The sequence below is a fragment of the Bradyrhizobium sp. 191 genome, assembly GCF_023100985.1.
In the GTDB taxonomy this organism is placed as follows: Bacteria; Pseudomonadota; Alphaproteobacteria; order Rhizobiales; family Xanthobacteraceae; genus Bradyrhizobium; species Bradyrhizobium diversitatis.
The window spans coordinates 5914865-5930330 of the sequence record NZ_CP064692.1 but is presented as its reverse complement, the minus strand read 5'-3'; the positions used below and the strand labels follow the sequence as shown (position 1 = coordinate 5930330).

The 15466-nt window shown below is 59.6% G+C and carries 11 protein-coding genes; 8 read left to right on the top strand and 3 right to left on the bottom strand.

The window, feature by feature from the left end; genetic code table 11:
- Positions 1-409: 409 nt before the first annotated feature.
- Both IVB23_RS27670 and IVB23_RS27665 read left to right on the top strand, forming a co-directional pair.
- Entirely contained in the window at positions 410-1684 is a 1275-nt protein-coding gene (locus IVB23_RS27670) for an MFS transporter (protein ID WP_247800716.1), read from the top strand.
- Complete coding sequence (locus tag IVB23_RS27665; protein WP_247800715.1) at positions 1681-3018, top strand: PDDEXK nuclease domain-containing protein; 1338 nt, start codon at positions 1681-1683, stop codon at positions 3016-3018. The genes IVB23_RS27670 and IVB23_RS27665 overlap by 4 nt, the downstream gene beginning before the upstream one ends.
- A 62-nt stretch (positions 3019-3080) precedes the next feature.
- Here IVB23_RS27665 and IVB23_RS27660 read toward each other — a convergent pair whose 3' ends face one another.
- From IVB23_RS27660 to IVB23_RS27650, 3 genes are read right to left on the bottom strand one after another with little or no spacing between them, the layout of a single operon-like run.
- Entirely contained in the window at positions 3081-3632 is a 552-nt protein-coding gene (locus IVB23_RS27660; protein WP_247800714.1) for a hypothetical protein, read from the bottom strand.
- A 44-nt stretch (positions 3633-3676) separates the two neighbouring features.
- Complete coding sequence (locus IVB23_RS27655) at positions 3677-5458, bottom strand: ATP-dependent helicase (RefSeq protein ID WP_247800713.1); 1782 nt, start codon at positions 5456-5458, stop codon at positions 3677-3679.
- Positions 5451-7238: an AAA family ATPase gene (locus tag IVB23_RS27650; protein ID WP_247800712.1), complete on the bottom strand. Its 1788-nt coding sequence runs from the start codon at positions 7236-7238 to the stop codon at positions 5451-5453. Before IVB23_RS27650 ends, IVB23_RS27655 begins: the two co-directional genes overlap by 8 nt.
- Before the next feature lie 171 nt (positions 7239-7409).
- Here IVB23_RS27650 and IVB23_RS27645 point away from each other — a divergent pair, with 171 nt between their 5' ends.
- The 6 genes from IVB23_RS27645 to IVB23_RS27620 all read left to right on the top strand — a co-directional run bounded on the left by IVB23_RS27645 (position 7410) and on the right by IVB23_RS27620 (position 15463).
- Positions 7410-9992: a PD-(D/E)XK nuclease family protein gene (locus tag IVB23_RS27645; protein ID WP_247800711.1), complete on the top strand. Its 2583-nt coding sequence runs from the start codon at positions 7410-7412 to the stop codon at positions 9990-9992.
- Positions 9989-11401, top strand: coding sequence for a UvrD-helicase domain-containing protein (locus tag IVB23_RS27640; protein ID WP_247800710.1), 1413 nt, complete (start codon positions 9989-9991; stop codon positions 11399-11401). Before IVB23_RS27645 ends, IVB23_RS27640 begins: the two co-directional genes overlap by 4 nt.
- On the top strand, positions 11308-13284 hold the full coding sequence (locus IVB23_RS27635; RefSeq protein ID WP_247800709.1) for a 3'-5' exonuclease: 1977 nt from the start codon (positions 11308-11310) through the stop codon (positions 13282-13284). The genes IVB23_RS27640 and IVB23_RS27635 overlap by 94 nt, the downstream gene beginning before the upstream one ends.
- A 426-nt stretch (positions 13285-13710) precedes the next feature.
- Positions 13711-14079: a type II toxin-antitoxin system RelE/ParE family toxin gene (locus tag IVB23_RS27630; RefSeq protein ID WP_247800708.1), complete on the top strand. Its 369-nt coding sequence runs from the start codon at positions 13711-13713 to the stop codon at positions 14077-14079.
- A 1-nt stretch (position 14080) separates the two neighbouring features.
- On the top strand, positions 14081-14437 hold the full coding sequence (locus tag IVB23_RS27625) for an XRE family transcriptional regulator (protein WP_247804974.1): 357 nt from the start codon (positions 14081-14083) through the stop codon (positions 14435-14437).
- 3 nt (positions 14438-14440) lie between these two features.
- On the top strand, positions 14441-15463 hold the full coding sequence (locus tag IVB23_RS27620) for a hypothetical protein (RefSeq protein ID WP_247800707.1): 1023 nt from the start codon (positions 14441-14443) through the stop codon (positions 15461-15463).
- The last annotated feature ends 3 nt before the right edge of the window (positions 15464-15466 follow it).

Below are 15466 nucleotides of genomic sequence, written 5' to 3'. Positions count from 1 at the left end.
ACAGTCGATAGGAAGCCGATCATCTCATGCGGACTCGGGTGTGAAGGAGCATCAGTTTCGCCTGAGCAAGCAAGGCGATCGCCGATGCATTATCTCGCTGATGGCGACTATAGTTGCCTATTGTTCTTTAGCATCGAGGCTTCGGATCACGGCTCGCCCCTGGCGGCATCTTGCCTGGTCCAGCACTTCGGCGAGCATGGTTTGCAGAGCCGGTTTATGATTTTCCGGTTTTCGGACCCAATCAAGATCGACCCGACGCTAACGCGATTGAGTTCTATGAGCGTGACGATTTTAGAGCCATGAACGAGTACTCCTCTCATGATGCTGACCAGAGGCGACGACGATCAGTCCCTATCCGAAGGTGCATGACGTTCTGGCTTAAGCACGTGCGGAAACCCACGGAACAATCATGACCTTGTCCTTCCTCAATGCGCAAGCGAAAGTCATCGTTGCTGCTCTAACGATCGGTGCCTTCGCCATCGGCCTGGACACGTTCGTGATCATCGGAGCGCTTGATGTGATCTCTCGTGACCTGGGCATCTCAACGGCCGCGGCGGGCTGGATCATCTCGATTTATGCATTTTGCTACGCCGTCTTCGCGCCGCTAAACGCCTGGATGTTCAAGGGCATGAGTCGCCGCAGTATCCAGATCCTCTCCATTGCGATTTTCACCATTGGCAACTTGGTCCGCGCGATCGCGCTTGATTACGTCATCATTATCGCAGGTCACGTCATCGCTGACGTGATCCAGAAGGGCCGAAGCATCAAAATCGCGACCGACACGCGCCCTGGCAAGGCTGCGGACAAACCCTCCTGGAAAGAAACCGAAAAGGGCCTGAACAAGATTGCGGACACGCTCGGGCGCAACCGCCTCGCCCGCGATATCGAGTCAGAGGAAATCATCGAACTGATCCGACCGATCTACGAACGCGGCGCCAAGTCGATGGCCGACCATGTGCGGTCGTACATGCACGCGGCCTTTAGCTGGGGCATGAAGTCAGACAACGACTATCGGCAGCAATCCGCTCGGCGCTTCCGCATCCCCTTCAATCCGGCGACCGGCATTCCGACCGAACCGAAGGTCAAGGGCACGCGCTGGCTCGATGAGGACGAGTTCGTCCAGCTCTATCGCTGGCTAGAGTGCCGCGATACGCCTGTCCATCCGCCGTATACCCGTGCGGTCCGAATCCTCATGCTGACCGGCCAGCGAGTCGAGGAGATCGCGAGCCTCCACATCGACCAATGGGACGCTAAGGAGAAGATCATCGACTGGTCCACGACCAAGAACGACCAGCCCCATGCCGTTCCGGTGCCGAATCTGGCCGCAGAGTTGATCTCATCCATCAACGTCAACGAATACGGCTGGTTCTTCCCTTCGGCCAAGGATCCGTCGAAGCCCGTCAGCCACGGCACGCTTTATTCGTTCATGTGGCGCCAGCGGGACCGCGGCGTGATCCCCTATGTGACGAACCGCGACCTGCGCCGGACCTTCAAGACTTTGACGGGCAAGGCCGGCATCCCGAAGGAAGTCCGCGACCGCCTGCAAAACCATGCCCTGCAGGACGTCAGCTCGAAGCACTACGACCGCTGGAACTACATGGCCGAGAAACGCGCCGGCATGATGAAATGGGACAAGTTCGTCCGTGCCATGCTTGCCAAGAAGCACGTGAAGATGGCCGCATGAGTTCTACACCATCCAAGCCCCATCGCCGCGTTAAGACTGGTAAGGCGACCGTCGAGATCGACCTGCAAAGCTACTCTGCCTTTGTCGGCGATCTGAAACAGAAAATCGCAGCGGCACGGCACCGGGCCGGCCTTTCGGTCAATCGGGAGCTCGTCCTCCTGTACTGGACCATCGGTCGGGACATTCTCGGCCGACAGGAGCGAGAGGGTTGGGGCGCCAAGGTCATCGATCGGTTGGCGGAGGATCTCGGCCGAGCCTTCCCAGAGATGACCGGACTCTCGGCCCGAAACCTGAAATATATGCGCGCCTTCGCCGAGGCCTGGCCCGACAGCGAATTTGTGCAACAGGTTGTTGCACTATTGCCCTGGGGCCATAACGTCCGCCTTCTTGACGCCGTCAAAGCGTCCGAGGAACGCACCTGGTACGCCCGGCAAGCGATCGAGCACGGCTGGAGCCGTAACGTCCTCGCCCACCAGATCGACAGCAATCTTTTCGCTCGTCAAGGCAGTGCGCTGACCAACTTCTCGCGAACCATTCCGGCCGAGCAATCCGAGCTCGCTCAGCAAATCCTCAAGGACCCCTATACGTTCGACTTCCTCTCGCTTGGCCCCGAAATGCTGGAGCGCGATCTCGAACGTGGTCTCATCGCGCATCTGCGCTCGCTCATCCTCGAACTCGGCAAGGGCTTCGCCTTCGTCGGCAGCCAATACCACCTCGAGGTCGGCGACCAAGACTACTATCTCGACCTCCTCTTCTATCACCTTCGCCTGCGTTGTTTCGTGGTGATCGAATTGAAGATCGAGGACTTCAAACCGGAATTTGCCGGGAAGATGAACTTCTACCTCTCGGCCGTGGACGATCAATTGCGCCACCCCGATGACAAGCCAACCATCGGCATCATCCTGTGTAAGGGGCGCAACGAGGTCATCGTGGAATATGCGCTCCGGGATTCCAGCAAGCCGATGGGCGTGGCTCAATATCAGCTCTCCCATGCGCTTCCGCCTCAGCTTGCAGGGGACCTTCCGACGGTGGAGGAGTTTGCACGCGAGTTCCCGCTGATGTCAGTGGTGAAGCTTCGCATTGAGATCGAACGAGCGCTCCGCGACCTCGCCGTGGCAAAGGGCGTCGCGGCGAACCGGCCGGTCGGCATCATGAATATGCTACGGGACCTACAATGGCACGGGATCGCACCGGCCAGCACCCAGGAACTGCTCAGGGCCCTGCGGGTCATGAACGAAGCCTCGCACGGGGTCGACGCAGACGCTGCAAAGCAGGCCGTTGACATCGGCACAGTCTTCTTGGCCGAGCTTAGGGAGATAGGAGCCGGTGACTGACATGCTGAGCGATCAGGTACCGAACGTAAGAGGCAAGCCCCCAACGCGCAGTGCGTAACTCTTTAGCGAACCTGTCGTACCGACCGCATGACGCTCTCTGCGGTGCTAAGGCTCAAGCCCATATCAAGGCATAGCTTGAAGAACTCTTCCGGCGCGTCGGAAACATCGAGGTGATGCTCCCTTGTCAAATCCCTAGCAAATTTCCCGATTGTCACGACATCGCTCGATGTCACCCATTCTGGATTACCGACCTTTGCCTCGAATTTCGCGATGACGTCATCGGGAAGTTCAGGACCGAACAAGAAATATCTCAGATACGGAATAAAATGAGGGTGCGTGTAAATCTCGGATCCCGTGCACCCGTTGCGCTCGAATAGCCCTTTTCGAGAAGCCTTGACCCGACCAAAATTGTACCGAGGATCACTCCAATAGTTCAGTCTTTGTAACGGCACCGCCTTGCGCTCGCTCAACGAACCCAAGCGCGCCAGAATGGGCTCTTTGTTGGCGTTGTAAGCCGCATGCCCGTCAGCATGATCGTGGTGCGAAACGCGAAGATCGATCCTTTGAAGAAGCTCGGCTTCGCTCTCGCTGAGATCAATATGATATTTCTTCACTTTTCCTCTCTTTTTTGGCGCGTGGCCCATCCTGTGAGGCGTTCCTAGTCCCGCTGGCTTCTCTGGTAGAGTTCGAGGACCCACGGCGAGTGGTGGTGCTCTTGATACACTAGGCTGAGGTGCTTCTTCGGCCGCGTCACACCGACGTAGAACAGCCGCCTTGCTTCGCGAAGCCCTGCGGGGGTGCGGCTGTCGCGTTCGCTCGGGATGTCGCTGGCGTTGACACCATACATGATGACGGCGTCGAACTCCCTGCCCTTGGCGCTATGTAGGGTGCTGAGATTTACGCGTCCCGCTCCTTCGACACGCCCCGCGAAGTGAGCGAGTGAAAGATCGAGATCTCGCGTCGGATCTGTGTTGGTGATCATTTCGTCGCAGATGTGCCATTCTACTTCCGAATTTCGGGCAACGTCGCGCCAAGGCGTGACGATTTCTCGATGAAAGCGCTCCAGCCACGCATGCGTTGTCTCCTGCCTCCCGATCGAGGCATTGAGGAATGTCATAAGCTGCGCGGACAAATCCTGATGCTCGCGTTCGCTGGCATGCCGCCCGAATACGAGCGCAATAGCCTGCGACAGAACCCGCGCATAAGGTGGATCAGCGTCTCTCCATCCCCCGGTCACCCAACGAGCACAATCCTCAATGAAGCGCGCGAGGCGCGAGTTTCTTCTGACGAGGGCGTTGGTGTCTGTTCGGACGAAGGGAATATTGGCTTCTTTCAGCGCATGCGCGACCTTGTCGCCGAGCCACGCCGCTCGATAGAGAACCGCGATTTGCCCGAGCTCAAACCCTTGTTCGATGAGCTTTGGGATGATCGTGACGGCAATGGCTTGGGCCTGCGAGTCATGACCATGCGGGACGTGCCAAAAGTTCAGGTCCCCTTCGGGGGCCCCGTCGACACCGCGGTAATCGCGCTCTTCGCCAAGCGCGCCCAAAGAAGCGCGAATGATTTTTCCGCCCGACCGATAATTGAAGCGCAGTCTGATGGTCCGCACACCGGCGCGCCGCGTCAGGCTTTCGAGCAGTTCAGGATTGGCACCGGCAAAGGCATAGATTGACTGGTCGGCATCGCCAACGGCGAAAAGCCGGATTCCCCCCTCAAAACACAAGAGCAGAACGAGTTCATGCAATGCGTGGCCGAGATCCTGATATTCGTCCACAAACAGCACTGGGAACCGTGCGTGGAGAGCCTCACGGATCCAGACATGTTCCCTGATCATGCGGTAGGCGAGAAGCGGCATATCGTCGAAATCAAGCAAGCCCTGTCGGCGCAGTTCCACCTCATAGGCCTCGATGAAAGCCGCCAGTTCGGGACTGCGCCCACGCCACTCGGGCCGCGAGCGATCAACATCGCGCTTGCGCTTCTCGGACGCGAACTCCCACCGCCGGTGGGGATCGTCGGTGCCGTTGATGGCGTTCCGGTACGCCACCTCCACGGCAGCTCTCGCTTCCAATCGCGTCGCGAGCCTGAAGTTAGGAGGAAGGCCCGTGGGCACGCAGCGGACATAAGGACCGATCACCTGGCTCAGCGCAAAGCCATGCACCGTCCCGATGAAGGCGCGCTCTCCAGGAGTGACGCCGAGGCGGGCAAGACGAGTTTCGAGTTCGATCGCACACTCGTTATTGTAGGTGATACAGGCGACGCCTCGCGGTTCGACCACGTCTTGCGCCAAAACCCGCGCCATAGCCGTCGTCAGGGTTTTGGACTTCCCACTTCCGGGCCCGGCCAGCACGATACAATGCCCGGTTTCAATGACAGCGGCCGACTGTTCCGGGTTCGCTTGGAGCTCAGCCAGGGCCTGACGAAGCGCGCGATCACTAGACATGCGCAACCAGTCCAACGACCGTGTTGATTGCGCCTTCGATATAAGTAGGTGGCTTGAGACCAACGGCTTTCTTCGAAAGGCGCGCGCCGAGCCTGCCCTTGCCAGTATCTGCGATCATTGCAAGCAATTGTGCGGCATCGACTGCCGTACCAGCTCGCCAAGCAGCGATGCGCCGACTGCGCACGGAGCCGAAGTCCTGCTCACTCAGGATATCGAGCAGCGGGTTCAGCAATGTCGGCGTGTTCGCAATAGAGACCTCGAAGGTCTGTTCGTTGAGAAAAATGCTGGATTTTGTAGCGCCCGCGCTGAACGCGGCATGGTCCATTGCTTCCCACGGCGCCAGTTGCGCGGTCGTCAGGAGAGGCTGGCCACGAACCGCAAGCATGTCCTGCCAGAGATCGAGGGTCCGCTTCTTTCCCAGAGGAGGCTTCGTTCCATCGAGAGGGTCCCAGTCGGTGATCACACTGTAAGGAAGCTTCAGTGCTTCAGCGAGCTTCACGTAGGGGCGGAAGTTGACCCCGCCGACGTTGCAGACCGAGATCCCGAGCTCGTCCAACGAATGGCCGAGTGATGAGGCGAAGATGGGCAAGAGCGCCTCCTCTGCGTCGCCTTCGATAAAAATGACGCCTCGGGCGAACAGCAACTCGGCGCGTGTCGCATTGAGGTAGGTTTCAAGATCGTCGATCTCGTCCGAAGTTACCGGCAGGTTCGCCAGCGAGAACGCCTGGGTCGAGCCCGCCTGCCTCTTCAACTGCACGATTGATCGCAACGGGGTGACGGCGGCCAAAGTCGGCGAATGGCTGGTGACGATCATGGCCTGCGAGGCGTCGACACTGCCCAGGAGCTTCTTGAAGACAGATCGCTGGAGTTGCGGGTGAAGATGCGCCTCGGGCTCCTCGATGCACAGGAGCGAGAAGTTTCGTTCGTTCTTCTTGCGGCGCCATGAAAATTCCGCGAGCTTCAGAGCGAGCAACGCCACGTTGGCCGATCCCAGACTGGCATCCCCAATGCCACGCTTTCCGTTGTCGATGAACATCGCAATCGCCCTAAACAGGCGCAGCGGGTCGGTTGGCGCAAATCTCAGGCGAGCATCGATGTCATGCGCTTTTCCGGAAAGATGGAGGATGCCCGACCGCAACTCGTCTTCCAGCGTATTGATCGTCGGAAACGTTTCGAGCGTCTTGGTCGCCTTGTCGAGCTCGGCAGCTACGGCGTCGATGTCCGTGCGGCTGATCCCGGAAACGGCATCCTCGAGCAGAGGGCGCAATGGCGAACTACGCCAGTTCCCCAACTGCCCTTCAGCATCTCGCAAAGCGTCCAGCAATTCGATCGCGATGCGGCGTCGGACCCTACTGGGAAGCGAGCGGGTTTCGTCGCCGCCTCCGAAAACGAAGAACTCACAATCGGCACTGGATTGTGGAGCACCGGTAACCTCGGGCTTCTTGCGGAAGACGTAGCTGAGTTGCGCGATCGTTGGATCATGTGACGCGCGGAAATCAGTCAGAATCGCGGTTAGGGCCATATCCGTCGCGAAATCTGAAAGCTCCAGATGTACCTCGATCGGCGCACTGAAATCAGCCGGCCCTCCATCCCAGAAGTCGGTCAGCTTCAGCTGCCTGGCCGAGTCAGGGAGGGTCGGATCGAGTATGAGCTGGATTGCAAACAGCAGATTGCTTTTTCCGACTCTATTCTGCCCAAGCAACACGACATTGCCAGCTAGCGGAATATCGATAGATTGAAAGTTTCTGAAGTTTCTTATGCTCAACTTGCTTAGACGCATTACACCCCCCAGGATTATATGTCTTTATTAGCCCAACATTTCGGTAGACCGCGAGTCTGAGCAACAAGCGAGACTCGACCGACAATAGCGTAACGTAGGCAAATGATCACTCGCTCCGCCCACATCGTCGACGGTTTGCTCGCTTTACGCAGTGCTCGCGCTACAGCAGCCATGAGCGGTGCCATCGGCCGCGAAATCCTGACGCTCCCCCTTCTCGCCGGTCGCCTTGCCGGCGGGTTTACAACGCCCGCGGGAACCGATGTTCTTTACCCGGCGATTCAGGCAGCACTTGCTGCTGGCGGTTTTCGAGATATTGCCGGCATTGCGGGCTTGCCAGGCATGCCACGGGCGGTCCTTCAATCGCTCGATTCCGTCTGGCGCTCGGACTTGGATTTAGCCTCACTCGCCCACGAAGCCGTGCGGTTCCACGACCTTGCTCTGATTGAGGCGCGAATCCGCGAGAGCCTACCAGCTATCCATCTGCTGCCCCGCGACCTTCGCGACGCCGCCGTCAAACGCGCTGATTACACCCGCACCCTTGTGGGCACCGTCACACTTGCCGGCATCGTCGAGGTTGATCCGGTTTGGCGTCCCCTTCTCAATGCAATCACACGCGTGACCGACCTATCCTGGGATATGCCGGACGGTGTTGAGCAGCCTTGGTTCGGTGGCGCGATCCGCAAGAGCGCATCCCCTGGACCTACACATATTTCCGCCGAAGCGAGCGCAGATCCGAAATCAGAGGTCGTAGAAGCGCTGAGATGGGCTAGGCAACTGCTATCGACGGGCCAGGTCAAGGCACAGGACATCGCAATCGCCGCGACCTCGACGCAAGATTGGGACGATCACTTTCTTGCCTACGCGAGAAGTGCGGCACTGCCGGTCCATTTTTCTCATGGCGTGCCGGCGTTGAGCACAGCGGACGGTCAGACCTGCGCTGCCCTCGCGGATATTCTAAGCAATGGTCTCAGCCAGGACCGCGTCTGGCGGCTGCTCCGGCGCCTTCCGTCGCGGCCGTTCGCCAGCTCACTTCCCGAAGATTGGTTCGCCGGCATTCCGAGAGGGGCAGCGCTACGGACACTTGATCAATGGCGCGAAGCGCTCACCGCGGCCAAGCCACGGCGGGCCACGGCCGAGCTTGTCGAGCAAACTCTTCTGCCGATCCTCGATCTCCTCGCCCGGGGACCAGAGGCTGGAAGCGAAGCCGGCACGCGGCTGTTGAGCGGCGCCGCCCTGACGATGTGGGACGAGGCACTGCGAAGCGCCCCGCCGCATGCAATTGCGCTGTCACTCCAATCATTGCGGGTCGCGGATCAACGCGAACCTGCCAATAGCGTTGTCTGGTGTCCGGCATCGCAGTTGGTGTCGTGTCCGCGACCGTTCACACGTCTGCTTGGCTTCACCAGCCGATCCTGGCCACGATCGGACCATGACGATCCCCTCATCCCGAATCATCTGCTCGAGCGCCGCAAGCTGCATCCGGTCAGCACCGCCCAGCGAGACCGCCTTCATTTCGAGATCATAAGGGCACAAACACGCGAGCAACTGGTCTTGTCGCGCGCTCAGCGAAACGCCAGAGGCAGCCAGCTATCGCCAAGCACCTTATGGCCCGGAGACACGGTCGTTCACAAACGCGACCGCGTGCCAGAATCCGCCTTCAGCGAAGCCGACCGGTTGTTGGCGCGCGCCCGCGACGCCGGACAGCTCGCTCATGTGCGGCAGGCTCAACTCTGCTGGCGAAACTGGCAGTGGCGTGCGGATCTCACCGCACATGACGGATTGTCGGACGCCAATCACCCAGCGATCGAGGCCGCCCTTGTGCGGGTCCAGTCGACGACCTCATTGCAGCGCTTGCTGCGTGACCCACTCGGATTCGTTTGGCGATATGCATTGGGCTGGCGCTCGGCTCGCCAAGAGCCCGAACCGTTGAAACTCGATCCGACGTCGTTTGGAGAACTGGTACACGAGTTGATCAGCGGTGCGATCTCAGCGCTTGAGCCCGCGCCGGGATTTGCGCGCGCAAGCGCCAACGAAATCGAGGCAGCAATCGAAGGCGCTTCAGCGGCCGTCCTTACCTCATGGCCATTGCAACGATCCGTCCCGCCGCCGATCCTTTGGCTTCACACGGTGAAGGAAGCGGCGCGCAGGACGGCGAAAGGCCTTGCCTCCGACGATCTGGTACGATCCGACACGCGAAGCTGGACCGAGGTTCCATTCGGCCAGATTGATTTGGTATCGGGACAAGTGCCGTGGAACGCAAGGTCGGCCGTTCCGATCGAGCCGACCGGCTTGATCTTCGGTGGCCGGATGGACCGATTAGATATTCGGGCGACTGGCGACGCCGCGAGGATCACAGATTACAAGAGCATCAAGCCGCCTCCGAAAGCTCAACGCATCATTCTTGGACAAGGGCGCGAGCTGCAACGGGTGCTCTACGCAATTGCCGTGCGGGCCCTACTGCCTGAGGTGAGAACAGTGGTCGCACGTCTGGTCTATTTGGCGGATGACCCGGCAACGTTCGAGCTCAAGGGAGACGAACTCGACGACGCAATCATGCACGCAACCGGCTACCTGTCGGCGGCAACGACAATCTTGCGCAGCGGACGGCTTGCGCCATGCTGGGAGAAAGACGCCTTCTATGACGACATGCGTCTTGCGCTCCCAGCGGATCGCGAAAGCTATCTTCGTCGCAAGGCCTCGGAGTTCCGCGCAGCCAACCAGCAGCTCTACAAGCTCTGGAGCGCCGCGACATGACGCTCGTCGATCAGGACAACCGTTGCCGGGCAATGACAGACTTCTCGTCGATCCTGCTGGTGGAAGCGGCTGCGGGAACCGGGAAGACGTCGCTCATGGCCGGGCGCGTGGCGATGATGCTCGCCGCAGGGCACCGCCCCGAAGAGATCGCCGCAATCACCTTTACGGAGTTGGCGGCAAGCCAACTTGCCGCGCGAATTCGAGAAACCGTCGACCTCCTGCTGACGGGCGTGGTTCCGGCGTTCCTAAAGGCGGTCATTCCGCAGGGGCTGTCGGACCAGCAACGCAACGCGCTCATTGCCGCATCCGCGCAACTCGACGAGTTGACTGCGACCACCATCCACGGGCTTTGTCAGGCAATCATTCGCAGCCATGGCGTCCAGGCAGGCCTTGATCCTGGCGCTCGCGTCGCCGACGCGATCGTCGCCGACAATTTGTTCATGGCAGAATTATCAGCGTGGTTCTCACGCCGGCTCGCAACTGACGCCTCAGAGGACGATCCGATCGTTGTCTTAGCAGAGCAAATTCCGCTTCAGGTGGTCGACCTCGTCCGTGAACTTGCATTCCTGAGGCGCAAGCACCCCGAAGCTGAGCCGATCGCTCCGCCCCGAGATCTGCGACCCGACATCGACTTCGTCCAGGCTGTCGACGACTTCGAGCGATGGAGAGCAAGCATCGGGGACGAGGCATGGGCACGAGAAATCGCACAGGAACTCGGGAGGCTGGCGCTACGCTACCAAGGCTGCTTCGCCGGCGATCCGGATTTTCGCTCGTTGTGGCAACTCTGCGATCGGGGATCGGGCCGGTTGTTTGGACGGAAGGGATTGCAGCTCAAGACGTATGACGAGGCCGCCCGCGGTTTTGGCGCTCATAAGAATGATGTTGGCGACGACTCAGGACGGGCGCTGTTCGAAGCGGTCAACGACACGTGGAACCAGCTCATTGGGCACATCGCGAGCACTCTCGTCTGTTCGCTATCAAGCTCGCTTGACCAACTTCTGGAGAGCTATCGCGCTCGCAAACGCGCGGCGGCGATTTTGGATTTCGACGATCTGATAGTTCACGTTCAGTCGCTTGTGCGCTCACACGAAGACGTTCGACAGGCGGTTGGCCGGCGCTATCGGTATATTCTGGTCGACGAGTTCCAGGACACGGACCGCATTCAAAGTGAGATTCTGTTCTCGATTGCTGCAGTCGCCGAACGCCCAACGCATTGGGAGACCGCGCGGCTGCGCGCTGGAGCGCTTTTCCTCGTCGGCGATCCGAAGCAGGCGATCTATCGCTTTCGCGGTGCCGATATCGAAGCTTACGAACTTTGCAGCAGGCTGATCCAAGGCCAGGATGGCGGAGCAGTTATCGAGAGGTCACGGCGAATTTCCGATCGCTTAGCCCGATCATCCATCACGTAAATGCATGCTTCGAGCCGGTTTTTGCGAAGCCTTCTCAGCCTCGATATGTCGCTCTTGCCCCAACACTGTCCGACGTGTCGCAGCCCCTGCCGAGCGTGGCACGTTCCACGATCGAAATCGCTACCGCCGAGCGTATTTACGCGGAGATGTTTCGGGAGGCCGAAGCGGAAAGGGTCGCCGATATCTGCGCAGCATTGGTCGGAAACCTGCCGATTCTGCGGGCCGACAACACCCACACGCCCTTGAAGGCCGGCGACATCGCGCTTCTATCACCCGGTCATACTGAACTCTGGCGTTATGAACGAGCCCTCGAACAGCGAGGCCTCGCGGTTTCATCGCAAGCCGGCCAGACCTTGATGCGACGGCAGGAAACGCAGGATGTCCTGGCACTCGTGAGGCTGCTGGCAGATTCCTCGGACACGTTCGCCTTCGGCGCATTCATGCGTGGTCCGCTGGTTGGGCTCAGCGAGCAGGAACTGCTCGACATTACCGCCGCCCTCTCTGCGGATGGGACGGGTCCAACCTTCTTCACGGTGCTCACAGACCCCGACTTGGTGCAGCATCCGTTGGCAAAGGACGTCCTCATGCTGCTGCAGAGCCTGCGGCGCAAAGCGGCCGTTGTCACCCCAAGCCTGCTCCTCGCTGAGGCCATCGAGCGCCTGAACGCCCGCGTCATCATCGCGGCGCGTCATGGCAACCGGAACGCGCGAGCCCTCGCCAACCTGGATGCGCTGATCGAAAAAGCTAGCAGCTACGGAGTTGCCGGCCTGCGCGCATTCGTCCGCGATCTCCAATCTGACTGGGAGCGCAAGGCCAGAGCACCGGAGGGACGCATCGACGCCGCGGAGCATGCGGTCGAGATTGTCACAATAGACAGTGCAAAAGGGTTGGAATGGCCAGTGGTCATTCCGATCAATTCGACGACCGAGCTCTATCGGCCGGAACAGTTCGTTCATAGGCAATCGGACAACAGCCTGCATTGGATGATCGGTGGAGTCGCGCCCCCGGAGCTGGCAGCCGCACGCGCGGCGGAAAGCCTCGAAGACGCCAATCAGCGCGAGCGAATTTGGTACGTAGCGAGCACACGGGCGCGAAACATTTTGATCCTTCCCCACATCCCCCAAGCGTCAAAGGATTCGTGGTTCAGCTCCGTCGATCTTCGTCAACTTGAGGTCCCAGAACTCGATCTTTCCTCCTTCACTCCGGTAGCGGGCCGTTCTGGCGCCTCGCAGCCGAATGAGCAATCCGCTGAAATTTTTGCGACGGAACAGCGCTTCGTCGAGGACAGCTCGCCGCCTCTTGTCTGGCGCAAACCGAGCGAACATGACGGTGATCGTCTTGGCGGTTCTCTTGATGGCGTGATCACCTTGGAGAGCCAGGCGGAGCGTTTCGAAATTGCAGGCGCTGGCGCTCGCCGCGGCGTGATCCTGCATAAGCTTATGGAGGAACTCCTGACGGGCGAGCTCGCGGATGAACTGGCGGCGAGCGTCGCGCGCGCCCGCTTCCTGCTCGATCAGCTAACGCCTAGCGCAGAGGATGATCGAACGCGGCCAGATCCCAACGAAATGGCGGCGGCTGCGCTTCGTGCGTTTGCTTTGCCCGAAATTTCTAAACTGCGGCCTCATCTCGTACCTGAGATTCCGGTCTGGGCGATTGATGGGCACGTTCTTGTCGCGGGGCGCGCCGATGCTTTGGCCATCAGCGACCAGGGGGTCGACGCCGCAATTGACTGGAAATCGGATGTCAAACCGACACTCGCCGTTCGCAAGGCACACGCGCAACAGCTGCTCGACTATCTGTCGGCGACCCATGCCAATCGGGGCGCGGTTGTCTACCTCACCAGCGGAGAGATTGTCTGGGTCGGAAATGAAACCGACAAGTAACTGATGCCGCAGCCCACGGTCGCCGAGCACGAACGCCTCGGCCGGCGCGCAGCGTAGACGTTGGAGGTCGCATGACCGACAAAGTACCTAAGTGGTGCGGCTTTGCGCCCTCAAAGCCCAGAGGTGCTCCAGCGTGCACCATGGTGATCCCTCGTGCCAAGCGGGACTGAACGGCGAGCCAGGCCGCTCCTAATCCCTATTCCATGCCCTCACGGCATGATGCCCGCAATGCAGGAGCTTTCCTGCTTTGGGGGAGTCCTACCGCCCACTCGGTGGTGGCCGGTCTTCCTAAAGTTCGGGAAATGGGTGCGCTACGCCGTCAATGACGTCGACGCCTTGGCGGAAGTTGCCGCAGCGTGACGACGGCCTCGCCGGAGCCGCGGCGCATCCTTCCCGTTGACCGGACATAGCTTAGAAGCTATATAGATGACTTGGGACGTCGTATTTCACGATGCCTTTGAGGCGGAGTTTCTTGCCTTTGAGCCGTCCAAGCAGGACTCCTTGCTGGCCGTCGCCAAGCTGCTTGCCGACTACGGCCCGCAGCTCGGCCGGCCATATGCAGATACGCTCAAAGGCTCGAAGCACACCAACATGAAGGAGCTTTGTTTCGAGGCGTCGAATGGCGGGTGGCGCGCCGCTTTCGCGTTCGACCCCGAGAGGAAGGCGATCGTGCTTGTAGCCGGAGACAAATCTGGAGGCGGTCAGAAACGCTTCTACAAGCGGCTTCTCGCAAAAGCGGATTCACGGTTTTCCGCACATCTGGAGAGCCTGAATGCCGGAAGGAAGGGAAGATAGAATGGGCCGTAGCCTAAACCAGATTATCGCCGACTTGCCCCCCGAACGGCAGAAGGGGATCGAAGCTCGCTATCAGGAGGTAAAGCAGGAGGTCGAAGGTCTGCGTGAGCTCCGCCAGCTTGCAGGGAAGGCCCAGGCCGACATCGCCACGGCGCTTAACATCAAACAGCCCTCGGTGTCCAAGATCGAGAAACAAGCCGATATGTATCTCTCTACGTTGCGCAGCTATGTCGAGGCAGTCGGCGGAAAATTGGAACTTGTCGTCAAGCTGCCGAGCCGCCGCGCACTCCGTCTACAACATCTCGGCGATGTCGGGGCTTCGCCGGACGATGCTCCTCGGACCAGGCGCAAGGCCTGAAACATGAGCGGCACGGCAACCAGTATTAAGTCCAAGCTGACGGTGATCGAGACTGTGTACCCTCCGATCTCCAATCAGGAGGCGGTTTGGATGCAGAGCGACCCCGCGGTCGAAGCGCTTCTGCGGCAGAGCGACTTCTACATGATCGCGGCACGTGCTGAGGCGCGGTATCAGGACATTGTTATCGACCCGGACACCCACGAGATCACGTTCACGTTCGTCGTCGGCGATAGCTTCGCTGATGATGTGAAGCTGCGCCTCAAAGACTTGCCGGGCGTGTCCGCTGCCCAAATCGACTCTTATCTGGTTGAGGCGGGCGAAAAAATGATACGGGTCTGGGATGGTCCGATTGGCGAAGAGGGATCTAACCTTCTCGAATGGTTCACGACCGAGAAGCTTCTTTGGGACCGCTCCAGAGGCAGAGCTGGAATTGAGGGCTTCGAACGCTATCGCGAAGCGGCGACGTATGACCTTCTTTATGTCGGCATCGCCAAGGTGGGCGACAGCTTCGATCGTCTGATCCGCCACGGCCACAAAGCTCGCATGGAGATACTCTCCAACGAACCACAACGATATCCCGGGGCACGCGTCACCGACGAAATCTACCTGTTCATGTTCAATGTACAGCCTTTGATCATGACGACGTTCGAGCTGGACCACGACTTTGAGGGCGAAGATTTCAGCGGCGCCTACGATCAGAAACGGATCGTCGCCGACGCCGAGAAGGCGTTCGTCAGCCTTCTGAAACCGCAATACAACATCGTGAAGTTCGCCAATTATCCGAAGGGTGCAGACGGGCTCTACGGCTCGGACTATGTCCGATACGGCTATGTCATTGGCGAAAACGTAGCGTTCAACACCGCGCATGGTCGCATGAGAGGAGGACGAAACGCTCTCGCCGGGTTCATCTCCAATGACGCCGACTGCATCTTCATCGAGGGCGACGCCGTGACGCTTTACGTCTCCGGGGTCGATTATCCGGCCGAAAGCCCGGCGAACGTCGCGGGCGCCTCAAAAGGAAATTGAGCG

Excerpts from the sequence above, each read along its gene's own strand:
- IVB23_RS27620 (WP_247800707.1), top strand. The coding sequence starts at position 14,441 with ATGAGCGGCACGGCAACCAGTATTAAGTCCAAGCTGACGGTGATCGAG.
- IVB23_RS27665 (WP_247800715.1), top strand. The coding sequence starts at position 1,681 with ATGAGTTCTACACCATCCAAGCCCCATCGCCGCGTTAAGACTGGTAAG.
- IVB23_RS27625 (WP_247804974.1), top strand. The coding sequence starts at position 14,081 with ATGGGCCGTAGCCTAAACCAGATTATCGCCGACTTGCCCCCCGAACGG.
- IVB23_RS27670 (WP_247800716.1), top strand. The coding sequence starts at position 410 with ATGACCTTGTCCTTCCTCAATGCGCAAGCGAAAGTCATCGTTGCTGCT.
- IVB23_RS27640 (WP_247800710.1), top strand. The coding sequence starts at position 9,989 with ATGACGCTCGTCGATCAGGACAACCGTTGCCGGGCAATGACAGACTTC.
- IVB23_RS27630 (WP_247800708.1), top strand. The coding sequence starts at position 13,711 with ATGACTTGGGACGTCGTATTTCACGATGCCTTTGAGGCGGAGTTTCTT.
- IVB23_RS27650 (WP_247800712.1), bottom strand. The coding sequence starts at position 7,238 with ATGCGTCTAAGCAAGTTGAGCATAAGAAACTTCAGAAACTTTCAATCT.
- IVB23_RS27655 (WP_247800713.1), bottom strand. The coding sequence starts at position 5,458 with ATGTCTAGTGATCGCGCGCTTCGTCAGGCCCTGGCTGAGCTCCAAGCG.
- IVB23_RS27645 (WP_247800711.1), top strand. The coding sequence starts at position 7,410 with ATGAGCGGTGCCATCGGCCGCGAAATCCTGACGCTCCCCCTTCTCGCC.